Here is a 17572-nt window from a genome sequence, read left to right as displayed (position 1 = left end):
GCGCTTGCTTCTTTTCAAATTTAATCAACCATAGTTAATTAAAACCACAATTGTTTCTATAAGCAAACGCTTTATAATGATCTTCTCATTTAATCTTATGTGGAATAGCTAAAATGACTCGTGCAAATAAAAATACGACAGTGTCTAATCACGAGCCCATTCAGCTTGAAGGTGTCATACTCACAGCAGGCATCATGTTTTTTGCTGCTCTAGCCACAGTTATCAGTATCTATTTTAATGACTATAAGTTAAACATCAGCTGTGAAAAAAAACGACATAACGAAATCGCAATCTGTCAAGTTGTTAAAGTAAACCTACTTGACCAGAAGACTGTGTTGTTTAATGATCAACCTATTACTACTGCTAATGTATTAGGAGTATCAGTTTTTAACAGCAGTCCTAGCGCAGTTAGTAATAACTTCCAAAAAAAGCGGTGCAAAGCTCAATTATATGGTATTTATAAAGAAGTAATTTGGAAAACTCAGCATTATAATGGATGGTGGGAACAAAACTGCTTTGGATATGATGATAGTGGCGCCTTTGTAGATTATTTAGAAAATCAAGAAATTGAAGAAAACAGAAAGCTGAGTCACAACTACCAACTTGTTGTCTATAAACATTGGGATAAGTACTTCCTAAGCTTTCTAGGTTGGGCATTTGTTTTCTCGATTATCCTTATTATATATTGCTATATAAGGTTGGGAATAGAGCTCCGTAAAATGAGTCAAACTTGAACTAGATTAATATACATAGATTATATGAGTTATAAAGACTGGTTCTTCATATTTTTAGTATTTTTTTTATATGTTACTAAAACTATTTTTACTTTGTTGGAAAACGCCATGCCACAAAAAAACCGCGTCATTCTGATTCATGGTCTGCATCAAACCGCTTGGATTATGCGGCCATTAGCCAAACGCTTGCAAGCCGCAGGATTTGATACTTATCAATTTGGCTATCGTAGTCTGCGTGATGGCATCAAAACCAATAGCGCACGGCTCAATCGTTGGCTGGAAGAAAACCACCATCCTGACCAGCCAATCGATTTAGTCGGTCATAGTTTGGGTGGTTTAATTATTCGTGATTTTGTTAATGAATATCCACAATGGCAAATTGGACGCTGCGTAACGCTTGGGACACCGCATTTAGGTAGTGTTTGTGCAGATTATATTTGGCGCCTAACCCCAGCTGTGGTGGGACGCTCTTACATCGATGCACTAGATGGAACCGTCGCACCTTTACCGGAGCATATTACCTTAGGCGTGATTGCCGGTAATCGTCCTTATGGCTTGGGGCAGTTATTTTTGCAATATCATAATCGCAAACTGCGTCAGACAGATAACAAGCCATCAGCAGAACATCTGCTACACGATGGCACAGTATATATAGAAGAAACCAAAATAGAGGCAGCCACTGATCATATTGTTTTACCAGTGTCGCATACTGGGATGCTGGTCGACAAAACAGTGGCCGCACAAACCAAGTGTTTTTTACAACATGGACAGTTTGACCATAGCGAGCTTAAGCATTTATGAATGCTTAATACTTATAAACGCTATTCTTTATCGCTTAGCGAACATTGATACCCATACCCTGCTGCAACTCAGTTTTATGCTCTTCAATCACCGGAATCAAAGTTTGCATCACCCACTCATTGCGCCAACCTTTTAACCCTTCAGGCAACTCGCTTATTTCTTTATCAAAAGCAATCACTTCATAGAGCTGCGCGAGCCATTTTTTACGCATCAAGACATTAGCAGGCACACCGATTTTTTCTGCTTGCGCATCGATTGCTTGTTGCACAGCTTTTGATAAGACTTTGTTTTTTGAGCGATACGGTGGCAGTAGACAATCCGGATGCTCAGCAGGATGCAGGTTTTTAGCTTCTTTAATCACCTTGAGCAACTCTTCACCATAGAGGCGTAACATACTACGGTGCATCGTGGTTTTGTGCGCCAGCTCGCGCATACTGCTTGGTTTTTCTGTAATAATCTCGCGTACTGCTTGTTTTTTTATCACAAAGGTACGCGGCTGATTGGTCGCGCGTGCTAGCTCTTCGCGCCATGTTGCCACTGCTTGTAGTAACGCCATCTGCTCAGAGGTATAACGATAATCTGCCATCGTTAGATACATCTCATCATCGGCTACATGCTGCGCGTCATATAAATCACTAGCATAAAGCTGGCAGTCCGCCCACACGTATTCAAACAGACCCTGCTTTTTCAGCTCATATTCAAGGCTTAGATAAAGCGCTGGCAAAAAACGCACGTCATCTATCGCATACTGCTCTTGCTCATCTGATAGCGGGCGTTGCAGCCAGTCTGATTGGCTTTGCTCTTTATCGATATGCATATCTAATTGGTCATCAAGCGCCTGCTGATAGCCCATTTGCAATTGGCCAGTTAAATATGACAGGGCAATTTGCGTATCAAAAATATTGGTCAACGGCGGGCAGTCAGACAATAGATAAAAAATCCCCAAATCTTCACCGCAGGCATGCCAAATCGCCACGTCTACTTTAGCCAACGCTTCCCATAGCTCGGCCAATTGCAACTGCGGCGCATCTAGTAAATACACATGATTGCCAGTATTCAGCTGCACCAGTGCCAAGCGCGGATAGTAGGTATCGCGCTTGATAAATTCAGTATCTAACGCCACCCGGCCGCAAGTTGCCAACGCATCGATAACTTCAGCCAAATCATCCTGCTTACGTACCCAGGTAACAGCCGCGTCATCAGCGGCATCTAACAACGCATCGATATTTGGCTCTGGCGGCAAATCTGCTGATTGTGTAGCAACATTCGTTGCTTGCTGTGCTAAATTGTCATAACTAACGGCATTTTCAAGATTATTTGATTGAGTTGAGACGGTTGAAGTGCTTGAAGCTTTTGAAACATGGTTTGACACGGGCAGATACCTGCTTAAATAGAAAAGAATAAAACGCTAAACCGCGCCTTAATAAAAGTGAATATCAAAACCATTATAACAATATCACAAAATAAAATGGACAAGACTTGAGTTTTATAGAGAATTTATAAAATTGCTACCATTAATACTACAAAAATGAGCGATTTTGCATGGCTTGCCCAAGGGTCATACTATCAAGGTACTCAAGCTCGCCGCCCATCGGTACGCCTTGCGCCAAGCGGGTGACTTTATTGACATGACGACCAACCGCCTCACTGATAAAGTGTGCCGTCGTTTGACCTTCGACCGTCGTACCAGTCGCTAAAATTAGCTCTTCAACCGGCTCTTGCTTCACCCGCCAGACCAGCTGATCGATATTTAGATCATCGGCGCTGATACCGTCTATGGGCGATAAATGCCCGCCCAACACAAAATAACGCCCACGATAGCCTGCGGTTTGCTCGATAGCCATCACATCGGCGGCGGTTTCGACCACGCATAACAAGCCATCATCACGCCGTGGATCTTGGCATAATGGACAAACTGCCTCGTCGCTAAAACTATGGCAGCGCTGGCATTCGACAATATCACGCATCGCCTCATCAAGTGCTTGGGCTAGCGCCATGCCTTGGGGGCGTTTTTTGGTAAGCAAATGCAATGCCATACGTTGGGCACTTTTTTGCCCCACGCCCGGCAAAATACGTAGCTGTTTGACCAGCTGATCAAATTTGGCTGTCAGCAAAGTAACTTCCTTTATTTAACTTAATTTATAAATCGTAGCTATAAAAATGGGGTCGTATCGTGTCGATAACAACCCCATTTTTGTGGTCAATCAGCAGTTTTTAGCGCTTATAGTCCGCTATTTAGAACAGACCTTGCATGCCTGGTGGTAAGCCCATACCTGATGTTGCGCCAGCCATGGTTTCTTCATACAGCTCATCCGCTTGACGCACGGCATCATTGATGGCAGCAGCGATTAGGTCTTCAATCATATCTGGCTCGTCTTCCAATAAACTTGGATCAATGGTCAAACGCTTAACGACGTGGCGACCAGTCATAGTGACTTTAACCAGACCACTGCCCGCTTCGGCTTGCACTTCTTTATTGGCCAATTCTTTTTTAGCGTTTTCAACGTTTGCTTCGACTTTCTTTTGCATCGTTTGTGCTTGTTGCATCAATGCTTGAATATTCATAGTTGCCTCTTTTATTTTGTCTTAATGCGTATAATTATAAAGCGTTATTCATCACTAAATCTGATGTTAATGGCGATTATACCTTGATCTTTACAAACTGTCTAAACCACGCGCCAAATCTTTGATGATATCTTCCACATCTTCTAAGCCTACCGACAGGCGGATGAGACTATCATTAACGCCTGCTTCTGCGCGCGCCTCAGGCGTCAAGCGAAAATGGGTAGTAGTCGCGGGATGGGTAATGGTGGTTTTAGCATCGCCCAAATTATTGGTGATAGAGACCATTTGTGTTGAATCAATCACATGCCACGCTGCGGCTTTTGCGTCCTCAATATTTGAATCAAGGCTTTTTGAATCAGAGCTAGCTGACGACTTAACTTCGAAGCCCATGATAGCGCCATAACCATCTTTCATATGATGTTGACGCGTTGCCAATTCATGAGCGGGATGGTCGCTTAATCCTGAAAAGTGCACGGTTCTGACGTTAGGATGATTGACCAAAAATTCTGCTATTTGATTGGCATTTCGACAATGCGCTTGCATACGTAATTTCAGCGTTTCAAGCCCTTTAGTAAAGACCCATGCGTTAAATGGGCTCATACTGATACCACCTGAACGAACCACAGTAAACGCCTCTTGCATCAGCTTATCGCTACCGACTAAAGCGCCGCCTAATACCCGACCTTGACCGTCTAAATATTTGGTCGCAGAGTGAATGACCACATCCGCGCCCAAATCTAATGGGCGCTGCAAGGCTGGTGTGGCAAAGCAGTTATCAACGACCAATAAGATATCATTGGCTTTACACAGCTCGCTCAGATAGCCGATATCACAAATTTGTGCAAGCGGATTGCTCGGGCTTTCACAATAAATAACCTTGGTATTTGGCCGCACAGCTTTTGCCCAAGCGTCATTATCGAAGCAATCGACATAGCTGACTTCAACGCCAAACTTTGCCATATAGTTATTAAACAAACCAATCGATGAGCCAAATAATTGATTGGCGGCGAGCAAATGATCGCCAGCTTTAAGATACGCCAAACACATGGTCAAAATCGCGCCCATACCTGAGGCAGTCGCCACCGCACGCTCGCCATTTTCAAGCGCGGCTAAACGACGCTCAAAGGTGCGGACGCTAGGATTGGTATGGCGTGAATAGACGTTGCCCGTCTTGTCACCGTTGAAATGGGCTGCTGCATCTGCCGCCGACTCATAAACATAAGAGCTGGTGGTAAAAATAGCTTCTGAGTGCTCGCCCTCGTCGGTACGATGCTGCCCTGCCCGTACTGCTATCGTTTGCATACCATAATCGAGTTCTAGATTGAGCGCGTCACTGCGCCAGTTAGGGTCTACTTTATTTGTCTCTGTTTTATTTGCATTGCTATCATCATGCACTTGCGACTGGCTCATAAATTTTCCATTGCACTGGTTATTATTAAACATACGGCTTATTTTGATTATAAACACTCTTTATTCGCGTTATCATAGCATGGCAACTTATTCCAAACAGCTGGTTTCAAAGCCATGCTAAATATTATTTTTGCATAGCGGCTAGTCGTTATTTGTCATTAAACCTTTGTGGTTGAACAGCTCGCACTAAATATTTGAGCCAAAATAGCTTGCTGCATTTCTAATGACACATTGCAAGCGCAGACGATGACTGGACGATGTGGTTATCATGACCAAATAACGTGCCGTATCTAACAAAAATAACGTATTTATAATAGGCACAGATGACAACAGCTGCTAAGCTTAGCCGCGCTTTGAATATTGCTTTGAGCGATATTATGATCCGCTTCATAATCAGTGCTATCATCGGTAAAAACAGCAAGCAAAGTTAAGTCCATTATTCACCAGTATGTCATTACATTCAGGCTCATTAAGGTATCTCATTTATGTCGATGTTTAGTATAGAACCAAGCAACTTATCGCTGAGTCTAACACTGGGACTCACCTTAAGTCTTAGTGGCTGCCAAACTTTACCAAAGCAGCCGCATTTGCCTGAAAGCCAAGCTTTATCCGCGCGTATCGACGCTTTATATCAACAAGAGGGTCGCGAGCAAAATAGCAATCAGAAAGACGGCCAACAAAACAGCCAAAATACCAATACAAAAACGGATAGCACTGACTTAGTCGCCGCTATCAGTGAACAAAATGAGATTCACCCTGATTTATCGGGCTATCATCCGATTGTGACAGGTGCCAACGCTTTTGCTTCACGCAGTATTTTGACCAGCATGGCCACGCGTAATATCGATGCCCAATATTATATCTGGCACGATGACCAAGCCGGACAGCTGATGCTAAAGGACTTATGGGACGCGGCCGAGCGCGGCGTCATCGTTCGTTTGTTGTTGGATGATTTTAATAATAGCGCCAAATTTGATCAGCATTTATTACGTTTTGCCAGCCACCCAAATATTGCGGTGCGTATTGTCAATCCATTGATGTACCGTAAATTTCAAACCTTAAACTTCGTGACAGGTCTACCGCGCATCAATCGGCGTATGCATAATAAAAGTATGACTTTTGATAAGCAAATTACTATTATCGGCGGGCGTAATATTGGCGACGAATACCTAAGCAATGACAAAAACAGCCAATTTGCCGATTTAGACGTTTTGCTCATCGGTAAAGTAGTCGCTGACATTGACAATAGCTTTGCCAGTTATTGGTCAGCGCCAATTTCATTTGATATCCAAACCCTTGCCACCCTTGATAAAGGTGAAACCACGGATTTTTTGGAAGGTTTGGACAAACTCAGAGCTGATGAAAAAAACAACAGTAAGAGCAGCTTAGACGTCTATAAAACGGCTATCGAAGATTCCTCTATTGATAGTGACTTAATCAATAAGCGCGTGCCCTTTCGCTGGACTGACATGCAGTTTTTAAGCGATGACGTCGGCAAATTGACCAAGACTGTCCCAGCCGATACCAATTTGGTACATCAGCTGCGTACTTTATTGGGCAGTCCAACCAAACGCCTGACGATTATCTCATCCTATTTTGTCCCCACCAAAGACGGGGTCAATACACTGGTCGAGCTGGCAGAAGCTGGTATTGATATTAAGATCTTAACCAATTCCTTTGACGCCACTGATGTGACCGCGGTGCATTCTGGCTACAGTCAATGGCGCCCAAGCTTATTGCGAGCTGGGGTAAAAATCTACGAGCTAAAATCAACCGCTTCTGAAGAAAAACGCGAAAACAAGCTTTGGAAAGCGCGCAGTCAATCGTCTACCAGCCTGCATGCCAAGACTTTTGCCGTTGACGACTACCAAGTATTTATTGGCTCATATAATGTCGATCCGCGCTCCGCCAATATTAATACCGAGATGGGCGTCATTATCAATGACGAGGAGCTGGCAAAACAATTGCATAGTGCGCTCAGCGATGAATTATTGGGTCAAGCCTATGAAGTTAAGTTGTTAGAAAATGGCAGCTTGCAATGGCATACCGTAGAAGCTGGTGAAAAGGTTGTTTACGATTCAGAGCCGCGCGTCGATATTAGTGATCATGTTTGGTTGGCCATCATGTCATGGCTACCGATTGATTGGTTGTTATAGATAGCCAATACTTTTATCGCACGACTGTTATTTCATACGCTTTATTTACCCATTCTAATCAACCCCTCTTTAAGTGGATGCGTGATCTATTATGCCTTCTCGTTCTCAATATGCTCTGATGTCTTCTAAAGATAGAAACGCTGTGCTTTTTATCTGCTTTAGCAGCGCAGTCGCGTTCTTTGATTTTTTGATTTACTTATATCTTGCTGATATCATCGCTGCCGCCTTTTTTCCTGCTAATACCAGTGCGGCGATGGCGAAAATACAAGGGCTTGGGCTATTTGCGATTGGGTATTTGGCACGTCCGTTTGGCGGGGTTATCTTTGGGCGCTTTGGTGATATCAGTGGACGAAAACCGATATTATTAATGAGTATTTTGGTGACCGCTGCAAGCTTGCTGGCGATGGCCTGCTTGCCAACGTATGCGCAATGGGGTATGGCTGCGCCTGCTTTATTCATTATTTTACGCCTGATACAAGGAATGGCGTTTGGGCTTTTTGCACCGCTGGCTTGGGTTTTTGTGTCAGAGCATGTGCCGCGCCAATATTTGTCAGTCGCCTGTAGTTATGTAACGGCAAGCTTTTTTGTCGGTGTACTATTTTCCAACGCCTTTTTTCTTTGGCTAACCAACTCCATGACCACCGAGCAACTGGCCGCTTATGGCTGGCGGGTACCATTTTTTATGGCGGCCATCCTAAGCGTGGTGCCTTTTTTGGCGTGGCGCTGGATAGATGAATCGCCGTTTTTTATCGCCATGAAAGCTGCAAAGCCGCGTGATTATATTGCCAAACCCTTTATCCTGCTCTTTAAGCATTGTAAGCATTCTATCTTTATCGGCTTGCTACTTACCTTTATCATAGCCAGTATCACCACCGTTATCATTCTACTCCTACCCGATTTAATTGAGCTGCGTTTTACTTTGGATAATGATTTATTTGGCTTTTCACACAGTTTAGGCATCGTATTTATGATTCTCGGCTGTGTGTTTTACGGAATCATATCCAACCATCAAAACTTTGGTAAAGTATTGGCCATTGGTTCTATCTTGTTGATTGCGCAGATGTTTGCATTCTTTTATCATCTACAAGCAAGTGGCGATTACATTCTTATCATGTATGCGCTGTTAGGGTTTTGTGCGGGTATTGTGGGCATGGTTCCGGCCATTTTGGTACAATTATTTCCCACCAACGTGCGCCTGACAGGTATGGCACTTTGTTATAATGTTGCTTATGGGATTGTCGGAGTGTTGGTGCCTTTTGGGCTTGGTTACGCCACTTTATATATCAGCTTTTCGCCTGCGCTATACATTGCCTTTGTAGGCTTTATCGGCATTATCATGGGCATTTATTTTTATAATTTGCCTGAATTCAAAAAAATTGATGAAGTGATTTAGAGAATAATTACTGAGTTTTTCCCTATTTTTGCTTTATTATTGATTTTCCTATTATTTAACTTATATAGATAGAATAATCAAAAGGCGTCATGAAAATAACACTCATGGCGCTTTATCTATTCTCCTTTTAAACACATTTAAAAATGCACGTAAAAGTATGGTCGGTTCGCAATAAAATTGGCAAATTGATGAATATCGACGTGAGACTGGTATAACGATTTTAAAACGACCTACTATATGCTTGCATAATAACGAGGCTTTACCCTAATGGTTGATATGACCAACAAACGACTCTCTGTTGCGCCCATGATCGACTGGACAACGACAGATTATCGCTACTTTGCACGGCTGTTTAATCCGCACGTTTATCTTTATACCGAGATGATTAGTACTGGTGCGCTGCTCTATGGCAATCGCGCGCGGCATCTGCGCTTTGATACGCTTGAGCATCCACTGGTGCTACAACTTGGCGGTGCCGATACTAGCGAGATGACCCAATGTGCCCAATTTGCCCAGCAGCATGGCTACGATGAGGTCAATATCAACGTCGGTTGCCCCTCTGATCGCGTCCAGCACAATAAAATTGGCGCTTGCCTCATGGCAGAGCCGCAGACGGTTGCTGATTTGGTCAAGCACATGCAGGCAGCGGTCGATATTCCGGTGACCGTTAAACATCGTATTGGTATCGACGATTTTGATAGTTATGAGTTTATGGTAGGTTTTGTCGAAAAAGTCGCAGCGGCAGGTTGTACGCGCTTTATTGTTCATGCCCGTACGGCGTGGCTACAGGGCTTGAGCCCGAAGCAAAATCGCGAAATACCGCCACTGCGTTATAATGATGTTTACCGTCTCAAACAAGACTTTCCAACGCTTGATATAGAAATTAATGGCGGTATCGAAACAGTTGCCGATATTAAAACGCATTTACAGCATGTCGACGGGGTGATGATTGGACGAGCGTTTTATCACAATCCGTACCTACTGGCAGAAGCCAACAGTTTATGGGGCGCGCCGATTACTAAGCGCTCGGATATTTTAGCGCAATTGTACCCTTATCTAGAAAAACAAATCGCTAAAGGTGAAGCACTACCAACGATGACTCGGCATTATTTAGGGTTGTTTCAAGGCTTAACAGGTGCGCGCAAGTGGCGACAGGCATTGAGCGGTAAACCGCAGCTAACGATAGACGATATTAAACGAGCCGCTGAAGAAGTCTTAGCCTTAAATCCAGATGCCTAGTCATCAATCACTATAAACATAAAATAACAGCTAATGGGTGCATAGCTAGTTGATAAAGACATTCATCAATTAGCTATTTGACGTTTATATATAAACCTTTAACTAATTTCCGCTAAATACTGCGCCATCGCGGCGCCATTATTAACAACATGTAACAGCATCGGTAATACTAGCGAGTCTGATTTGATACGCGCATAGCAAAATATCAATGCCAATACCACAATGGTGCCGATTTCATAAATGCCATATTGCAAGTGAATCACCGCAAATATCACGCTGGTCACTAGGCTTGCGACTATTGTGCCGCGATGCTCTGCGTTGGCTACGTTTGAGAACTGCTCAGCAATAGCCGACCATAATAATCCACGAAATATAAGCTCTTCATAAATCGGCGCGACAATCACCATGGCAAATATCAATAACCAGACTGAGCTGACAGACTGATATAAAGGGTCGACGAAGACCAACGGTGATTCATTGAGCAGGTAAGTTAACGCTTGACTGCCAATCATAAATATCAGCAATAACCCTAACATACCGATGCCAACCGACCATGAAAATGGCTGTAGCGCCAGATACTTCCTTACATTGCCGCCCCTCACCCCAATCAATAAAGCGCTGACTGCCACCAGTAATACACAGCCAATAATGATAGAAAGACTGACCACCGTACCATCATTACTGCCGAAAAAGAAAATATCGCCCATAGTAGCGTTTTTAGTAGCGGGCAATATAAGCTTTCCGGCGATATAGACGCCGATTAATTGACTGATAAAGAAAGTCACTACCATGCCTATCACTAACAACAACGCACCCAAGCGTGAAAATAGCGGCGTAGGTTTAGACGCTGTGGTCTTAATAGATGCGGTGGTCGCTTTTTTTAGCATAAATCGTCACTCAAAAAAGTGTGCTAGCTGCTCACATTACATTTATCCTAACTTCTAGGATTCACAACCATCAGTTATTGTGGCAACTGCTTTTTGATAAGCTCAAGCACTTGACGCGCCACCGACTCTGGGTGCTCAAGCGGGAACATATGTCCGCCAGTGTGGGTTTCATAATCGATATTCAGGCGTGATTTGATTTGCTGCGGGAAGCGGCGCTTGAGAAAGATACTGTCTTCACCAATGATGAGCGTCACTGGCGGTTTAGGTGCACGGTTTGGGGTCAGCCAATACCATGACGGGTTGGTGCGAAACACCTCAACTTCACTGGCTTTAGGGATTGCCAGTGTGACTTTGCCGTCCGCACGCTCATGTAAACCATGCTCGATATAGCCTTGAAAACTACGCTCATCGAAATCTTTAAAAAAGCCTTTATGACGCAGCTTATCATAAGCGTCTTCGCGGCTATCCCAGACATCACGGCGATGCTTGGACACGCCCGCTGGCGACAGCTTATCCATCAAGCGATTATTCATCAGCGGTAATCTATCGGCGTTTTTTGCCAAATGCCACAGCAGGCTTACTTTGCCATAAATCCACGGTGGATCCATCAGCACCGCTTGCGCAAATATCTCCGGCGCACGGTATAACGCCTGCATAGTACACATGGCACCAAGCGAATGCCCAACGCCTACTAACTGACTCACCCCATGCTGCTCACACGTGCGTTTAACGCTATCAATAATCTGCTGGGTCAGGCTTTGCCAATGGTTATCTACTGGATAATCGGGCGTATTACCCAGCATAGGGATATATTCAATGGTAAAAAATTCAGCAAGCGGGGCAAAAAACGGCGCATAAACGGCGCTTGGCATACCATTGGCATGGGCAAAATGAATGACAGGTTTTTGGGTTATCTTAGACTTGGGTAGTGACGCAAAGGTCTGTGGATTAATGGCACTCATGACAAGCTCTCAGTAATTTAAATAGCTGTTTATTATAATAATCGAAATTTATATACAATTAAGGCTGAGCATAATCACATACTCAGCCTTAACAATCATACACATTAAATCTAAAATATAAAGCGCTTAGCGCATCTGCGCTTGACCCTCTTCTTGCGGTAACACGTCAAGCTTGATACTTGAGCCAAGACCGGCGCCTAACTTAACGGCAAAGCGGTCCATAAATAAGCTAAATGGGTCGGTCGGCGTATAATTAACGACGTTATCAAGCTTCAGCTTCTTCTCTAAAGTCGAAATACTGCCCTTTTTGTCAGCTAAGCCAAGCTCAATCGACTGCTCGCCGGTCCAAAATAGCCCTGAAAACAGTTTGTTTTCCTCAGGATTCTTTAGACGATCGCCGCGACCTTCTTTGACCGCATTGATAAAGTGCTTATGAGTATTGTCCAAAACTTTTTCGACGTGCTGCTCTTCATAATCAGTGAGCGGACGTGACAAGCTTAAAATATCTTTATACTCGCCTGCGGTAATGGTGCGGTCTTTAACGCCAAATTTATCCATTAAGCCTTCGATATTGTAGCTTGGCATAATTACGCCAATCGAACCGACTAAGCTTGATGGATTGACATAAATCTCATCCGCAGCTGAAGCGATATAATAAGCGCCCGAAGCACCCATATCACCAATCACAGCGTAGAGTTTTTTATCAGGATATTCTTGACGCAAATCCATCATCGTCTGCCAGATTTCATCAGACTGTACGGGTGAGCCGCCGGGTGAGTTGATATCAAGCGCCACGGCTTTGGCATTACTGTTTTCAAAAGCGCGAGTTAAGGCCTCATTAACATCGTAAGCATTGGCGACATCACCACTACTAATCGTTCCTTGGATTTCAACCACCGCCAAATGCGGCTTACTGGTATCCACGCCTTCAAGCCCGGACGGTGTTTTGGTACTACAACCGCGACCAATGGTCAAAAATATCAATAAAATATAACCAAAGGTTAATAACTTAAAGAAAATACTCCAGCGACGGGCGCGGCGCTGCTCAACCACACTGGCTAATAACGTATTTTCAAGCAGTCGCCACTCTTGTCCACTCGGCTGATTTTGCTGCTGCAGCGGCGCTGGCTGGTTGGCCGAGTTGTCAGGACGTTTGTTAGGGTCTGGTGGCCAGTTGGGCATATAACTTCCTAAGTCAGAAACAATGTAAAACGATAAAAGAGAAACTCTAAAAAATTACATAATAAGAATTAAATATTTTTACTTAAACAAGCAGTTTTTTTTAGAACTTCAATAATAAGAATAATAATTAAATAAGCTACTAAGTATGGTAGCATTTCGCTCATGGTTCAATAGCAGAACTGTGAAATAGCTTGATATTATAAAGGCGACAGGTTATAGGAGCGAGATGTTTTATAAGGATGATACCAATAAGTCAGATTATAAGGTTAATCCTTACTATCGGCCTCAAAAGCTAGAGCGGCATCTAGTGACTTATTATCATAAGTGATTGTCTCATCGATTTGTTGCGCCCTTATTGCATCTGCAGAGATATGCGAAGTGCTATACCCAAGCCATGTTGTGCTATTCATAGCACTATTTAAAGAGTTTTTTAAAGTGTCATTTTTAGTATTCGGTTCAATCGCGCATAATAACGACCACATTTGCCACACGCGCGGATGGGTATCGACATTTAAAATCAAACGTGATTGAGCATTTTTAGTATGAGAAGGTGGCTCTTTGTTATCGGACTGAAGTGTTTGTACTTTAGTAGCTAATGATTTAAGCGGGTCAGCAGCATTATAACTGACAATTTGAATAGGTAATCGACTATCAAGCGCAAGCGTACAGTCCCAGACACTGGCATCGTTTATTTTGCTCCAACCTGTGATAGCTTGCAACGTTAAATCACCATTGGCGAGTTGCCAGGTTTTACCTTGCTCACAAGCTTGGGCACTGATGGTTGCCTGAGTTTTATTTTTACCAGATTGACTGGTCAGTTGATAAGCGCGCTGGAGCTCGGGCCAACGCTCGCTACGCCCGGCTTGCCAATACTGAGCGGTTGGGAGACGTTGACTTAACTCAGCGACGGTCATTGGTAGCAGCTCAGAGTCGTTTGGCTTATAGATGGTCGGCTGCAATGACTGACGGTTGTTATTTGTTAATGTCACTAAAGATGTCGTCAAGGCCGCGCTACTGCTTTGGACTACCATACCTTCTAGACGCTTGATAGATAAGCTGCGTAGTTGTTGCTCTAATGTCGCAGATAGCTTGTCAGCGGTTAGCGTGCTTGGCATCGTACGAGTATCATAAGGCCTATGATCGGCTAAAATTAACCAGCTAACGTTTGTCTTATTATCTTCATTATTTAGCACAGGGTATTGTAGCACCGCCGCGCTTAAATATTGGTCGCCCGTTGGCAGAATATAGAGAGTTGGAGTCATGGTTAACGACTGCTGGTTGGCGTATACCGTCATAACCAGTAGCGTTAACGGCGCTAGCGCGAGCCAACGACTGATAAGGCCACGCGCTAATAGCCACGGCAACATCGCCAATAATACCATCAGCAAAATTGCCATATTCACTGGCGTATAAAGCCATGCCCCTGAGAATATCGGTAACGCCGTTAGCCACGTGATAAGCTCGTGTAAATGAGCGACGAGAGCAATCACCAGTGCCCAAATAGTATCAGCTAGCGCAGGCGAGATAAGATAGCACAGCCCAGCCAGTAAATTTAGCGGTACAATCACCCAACCAAATAATCCAATAGCAAATAAATTAACGATAAGCCCTAACAGTGATGCCTTACCGAATAACAATAAGGTTATGGGTAATAGCGCAATAAATAGCCAAAACTGTAACTTAAACAACCTTTTAAACCCTAGCCGTAAGCGTTGAATTATCTTCGCATTTTTATTGTCATTAGAGTTCGTGGTCGTTAAGCTTGCAGACTCTGCTTGACTCCATGCTACTGAACTATCTTCGTACTTTAATAGCAGCGCTACCGCTATAAAGGACAGCCAATAACCAGCCTGCCACAGTACATACGGGTCGAACCATGCCATCAGTATCGCCAGCGCCAACAATGTACGCATGGTACTAATTGGCAGTAGCGTTAAGCGTATCAAACCTATAACTAATAACATCCACGCGGTACGCGCAGCAGGGACATCAAACCCAGTAAATAAGGCATAAATAAAAGCCGCGCTCATCATAACCCACCAGCGCAATTGCCAGCGCGGGATATGACGATAGAGAGAGGGGTAAAAACGATTCAACAGTAAGACTGCCAATCCCGCTAACACAATCGCTAAAAATAAAACATGCGTTCCTGAGATGGCCAATAAATGAGAAATACCTGCCAGCTGATATAAATCTTTGGTAGCGCGATTGATTAAACTGCGATCACCGGTCAGTAAGCTTAAAGTCACTGCTTTTGCTTGCTGCTCTGCGGGAGTTTGCCCTGCCCAATCTTGATAAAAATGCTGACGTAGTTGCCAACGTCCTTGGTCGATAGCGGTACGCAAACGGTATAGATAAGAATCGTCCGCTTTAGACAATGCTGCTGAGTCATTAAACGGAATAGTTGAGGTACTGGTCGCTAATATCGTGGCAACCCCATCGATATGTCGCCCTCGCAACCACCGATAACTATCAAATCCCGTTGGATTGTTCAACGCTTGCTCAGAGTTAGCAAGTGGCGCCAGCGTCAAAGTCATCAGTAACTGATCGCCGGGCTGCAAATGATTTAGGTCTATAGTCTGCGATTTATTGTCAGTACCTTTCTTAGAAGGTTTTTTAGGGAGCGACTTCTTAGAGTAAGATTTTTTTGGATAAGCATTTAGCAGTATACGATATTGTTTATTTTCGAAATATTCGAAATTATCTCCGTTTAAATTATTTTCCTTATTGCTTAGGCTATTATCAGTCACCTCTTTATAATTGGCATTGTAATTTACGCTCAGTTTGTCCAAATCCTGCGACGTTATCTCGGACAGTAAAGGCGATATATGGCTAATGGTAGCAACCTGCCGATAGCCACTATTACTTGCGTCGTCATAGACACTGTCACTGATGCCTTCGATGCTCACCAACGCTTGCACGCGCACAGTTTGTTTGATGGCATTACTTTGCGCCTGTTGCTGATTTATCAAAGCGAGCAGCCCACTACCAGTAATCAGCGCTAACGCTAATACTGTCGTTAATAAATAATGAGCAAATTTATAGAGTAATGGTGATGTAGAAGATGGGGTTTTAGCAGAATTTTGAACAGCAAGATTTTGAGCAGAGGAATTTTTAGAAACCCCTTTTTTAGCGTCAATCGAAGGTGCAAGCGCAATGTAACGCTGATTGATAAATAGCAGAACAATGGTCAAAGCCATTAATAATAACGGCAAGATAGAAGATGTGCTGAGGTCTGGTAATAAGGAGCCAATAGGCAGCGGAATAGTATCCGAGACGGCCAAAACCCCCATCATAACGATGATTATCAAGCTACCAATTAACCAGTACACCAGCGCTCCTCGCTTGCTTGATAGCTCGTCCATTGCATATAATTTGCATGATGGATAATGACCGTTCTAAACATTGAACCAACCACCAAGTGCGCAAACCGTCAAGCGATGGCATTTATGTGGCTATTACCCTATACTTACCAGAAATATTGCAATAGTGATTATTCAACATTATCTAGCCGCTTTTCTGATAACATTTATAGCTATATTTTTTATTAATAATATCACTGTATATCATCCCATCAATATGATTGAGCGGGTTGAAGTTAACATGTAAAGGCGATTCTGTGCCAAACAAACGTCTAAAAGACCTACTCCCTACCCCTGAAAAAATCTTAGAAAGTCGCTCATTAAAACTATTTGCGCCGCAACTTGCCGACCCGCGTTTATGGCATTTTAATCGCCATAGTTTAAATAAAGCGGTTTATATAGGCGTGCTCAGCGCATTTTTCCCGTTGCCAGGACAGATGTTGCTGGCCTTAATCGGCGCGCTTATTTTTCGTGCCAATGTGCCAATGGCGCTTGGTCTGACTTGGATTACTAACCCGCTGACGACCCTGCCGGTGTTTTATGCTGGCTACTATATCGGTGCCAAAATCCTTGATGTGCCGATGATAAGCTTGCGCATTATCGGTCGCATGATTTCAGATTTTACCTTATGGATTATCTCTGATGGCGCCAATCCTTTTATTACTTATAAAGGTACGGTATCTATCGCCGCTTTTTGTCTAGGGCTAACAATTTTAGCGGTCATCAGTAGTATTGTCTGCGGACTGGCGTTTAAAGCCATCTGGCGCTATAAAACTGTCACCAGCTGGCAAAAACGTCAGAAAGACTCTGCTGAAAAAACCAGCAAGCATGAATAGCCTTAATTATTAATAATCGATCTTGTCGCGTCAGTCATCTTATAA

Annotated in this window: 14 protein-coding genes; 6 read left to right on the top strand and 8 right to left on the bottom strand. The window is 43.6% G+C overall.

What is annotated here, in order from left to right:
• The first annotated feature begins 113 nt into the window (after nt 1–113).
• Both JMX70_RS01290 and JMX70_RS01285 read left to right on the top strand, forming a co-directional pair.
• Nucleotides 114–734: a hypothetical protein gene (locus JMX70_RS01290; protein WP_201588926.1), complete on the top strand. Its 621-nt coding sequence runs from the start codon at nt 114–116 to the stop codon at nt 732–734.
• Between the two features lie 108 nt (nt 735–842).
• Complete coding sequence (locus JMX70_RS01285) at nt 843–1535, top strand: esterase/lipase family protein (RefSeq protein ID WP_201588924.1); 693 nt, start codon at nt 843–845, stop codon at nt 1533–1535.
• A 34-nt stretch (nt 1536–1569) separates the two neighbouring features.
• On the opposite strand, the gene JMX70_RS01280 is transcribed toward JMX70_RS01285, so the two are convergent.
• From JMX70_RS01280 to JMX70_RS01265, 4 genes are all read right to left on the bottom strand, one after another.
• Nucleotides 1570–2907, bottom strand: a complete 1338-nt coding sequence (locus JMX70_RS01280; RefSeq protein ID WP_201588922.1) for a ribonuclease D — start codon at nt 2905–2907, stop codon at nt 1570–1572.
• Nucleotides 2908–3055: 148 nt separating this feature from the next.
• The gene (gene recR, locus JMX70_RS01275; RefSeq protein ID WP_144297116.1) at nt 3056–3649 is read right to left on the bottom strand and encodes a recombination mediator RecR; all 594 of its coding nucleotides are present in this window, start codon (nt 3647–3649) and stop codon (nt 3056–3058) included.
• A gap of 121 nt (nt 3650–3770) precedes the next feature.
• Complete coding sequence (locus JMX70_RS01270) at nt 3771–4100, bottom strand: YbaB/EbfC family nucleoid-associated protein (protein ID WP_068404078.1); 330 nt, start codon at nt 4098–4100, stop codon at nt 3771–3773.
• A 90-nt stretch (nt 4101–4190) separates the two neighbouring features.
• Nucleotides 4191–5510, bottom strand: a complete 1320-nt coding sequence (locus tag JMX70_RS01265) for an O-succinylhomoserine sulfhydrylase (protein WP_201588920.1) — start codon at nt 5508–5510, stop codon at nt 4191–4193.
• A 485-nt stretch (nt 5511–5995) separates the two neighbouring features.
• On the opposite strand from JMX70_RS01265, the gene JMX70_RS01260 reads away from it, so the two are divergent.
• From JMX70_RS01260 to dusA, 3 genes are all read left to right on the top strand, one after another.
• Nucleotides 5996–7666 (top strand): phospholipase D family protein, encoded by a 1671-nt coding sequence (locus tag JMX70_RS01260; protein WP_201588918.1) that lies wholly within the window; start codon nt 5996–5998, stop codon nt 7664–7666.
• Between the two features lie 91 nt (nt 7667–7757).
• The gene (locus JMX70_RS01255; protein WP_198327927.1) at nt 7758–9059 is read left to right on the top strand and encodes an MFS transporter; all 1302 of its coding nucleotides are present in this window, start codon (nt 7758–7760) and stop codon (nt 9057–9059) included.
• A 267-nt stretch (nt 9060–9326) separates the two neighbouring features.
• On the top strand, nt 9327–10298 hold the full coding sequence (gene dusA, locus JMX70_RS01250) for a tRNA dihydrouridine(20/20a) synthase DusA (RefSeq protein ID WP_201588916.1): 972 nt from the start codon (nt 9327–9329) through the stop codon (nt 10296–10298).
• A 98-nt stretch (nt 10299–10396) separates the two neighbouring features.
• On the opposite strand, the gene JMX70_RS01245 is transcribed toward dusA, so the two are convergent.
• The 4 genes from JMX70_RS01245 to JMX70_RS01230 all read right to left on the bottom strand — a co-directional run bounded on the left by JMX70_RS01245 (nt 10397) and on the right by JMX70_RS01230 (nt 16661).
• Nucleotides 10397–11185: a CPBP family intramembrane glutamic endopeptidase gene (locus JMX70_RS01245; RefSeq protein WP_227671118.1), complete on the bottom strand. Its 789-nt coding sequence runs from the start codon at nt 11183–11185 to the stop codon at nt 10397–10399.
• A 74-nt stretch (nt 11186–11259) separates the two neighbouring features.
• Entirely contained in the window at nt 11260–12147 is an 888-nt protein-coding gene (locus JMX70_RS01240) for an alpha/beta fold hydrolase (RefSeq protein WP_201588913.1), read from the bottom strand.
• 126 nt (nt 12148–12273) lie between these two features.
• Nucleotides 12274–13329, bottom strand: coding sequence for a signal peptide peptidase SppA (gene sppA / locus JMX70_RS01235; protein WP_198327924.1), 1056 nt, complete (start codon nt 13327–13329; stop codon nt 12274–12276).
• A gap of 266 nt (nt 13330–13595) precedes the next feature.
• Nucleotides 13596–16661 carry a ComEC/Rec2 family competence protein gene (locus JMX70_RS01230; protein WP_201588910.1) on the bottom strand — a complete coding sequence of 1022 codons (3066 nt, stop codon included), beginning with the start codon at nt 16659–16661 and terminating at the stop codon, nt 13596–13598.
• A 287-nt stretch (nt 16662–16948) separates the two neighbouring features.
• Here JMX70_RS01230 and JMX70_RS01225 point away from each other — a divergent pair, with 287 nt between their 5' ends.
• Entirely contained in the window at nt 16949–17527 is a 579-nt protein-coding gene (locus tag JMX70_RS01225) for a DUF2062 domain-containing protein (protein WP_223808538.1), read from the top strand.
• Nucleotides 17528–17572: the final 45 nt, after the last annotated feature.

Origin of the sequence: Psychrobacter pulmonis, from assembly GCF_904846465.1 — a bacterium.
Lineage (GTDB): Bacteria > Pseudomonadota > Gammaproteobacteria > Pseudomonadales > Moraxellaceae > Psychrobacter > Psychrobacter faecalis.
The sequence above is the reverse complement of the archived record's forward strand: the minus strand, read 5'-3'. Positions and strand labels throughout refer to the sequence as shown.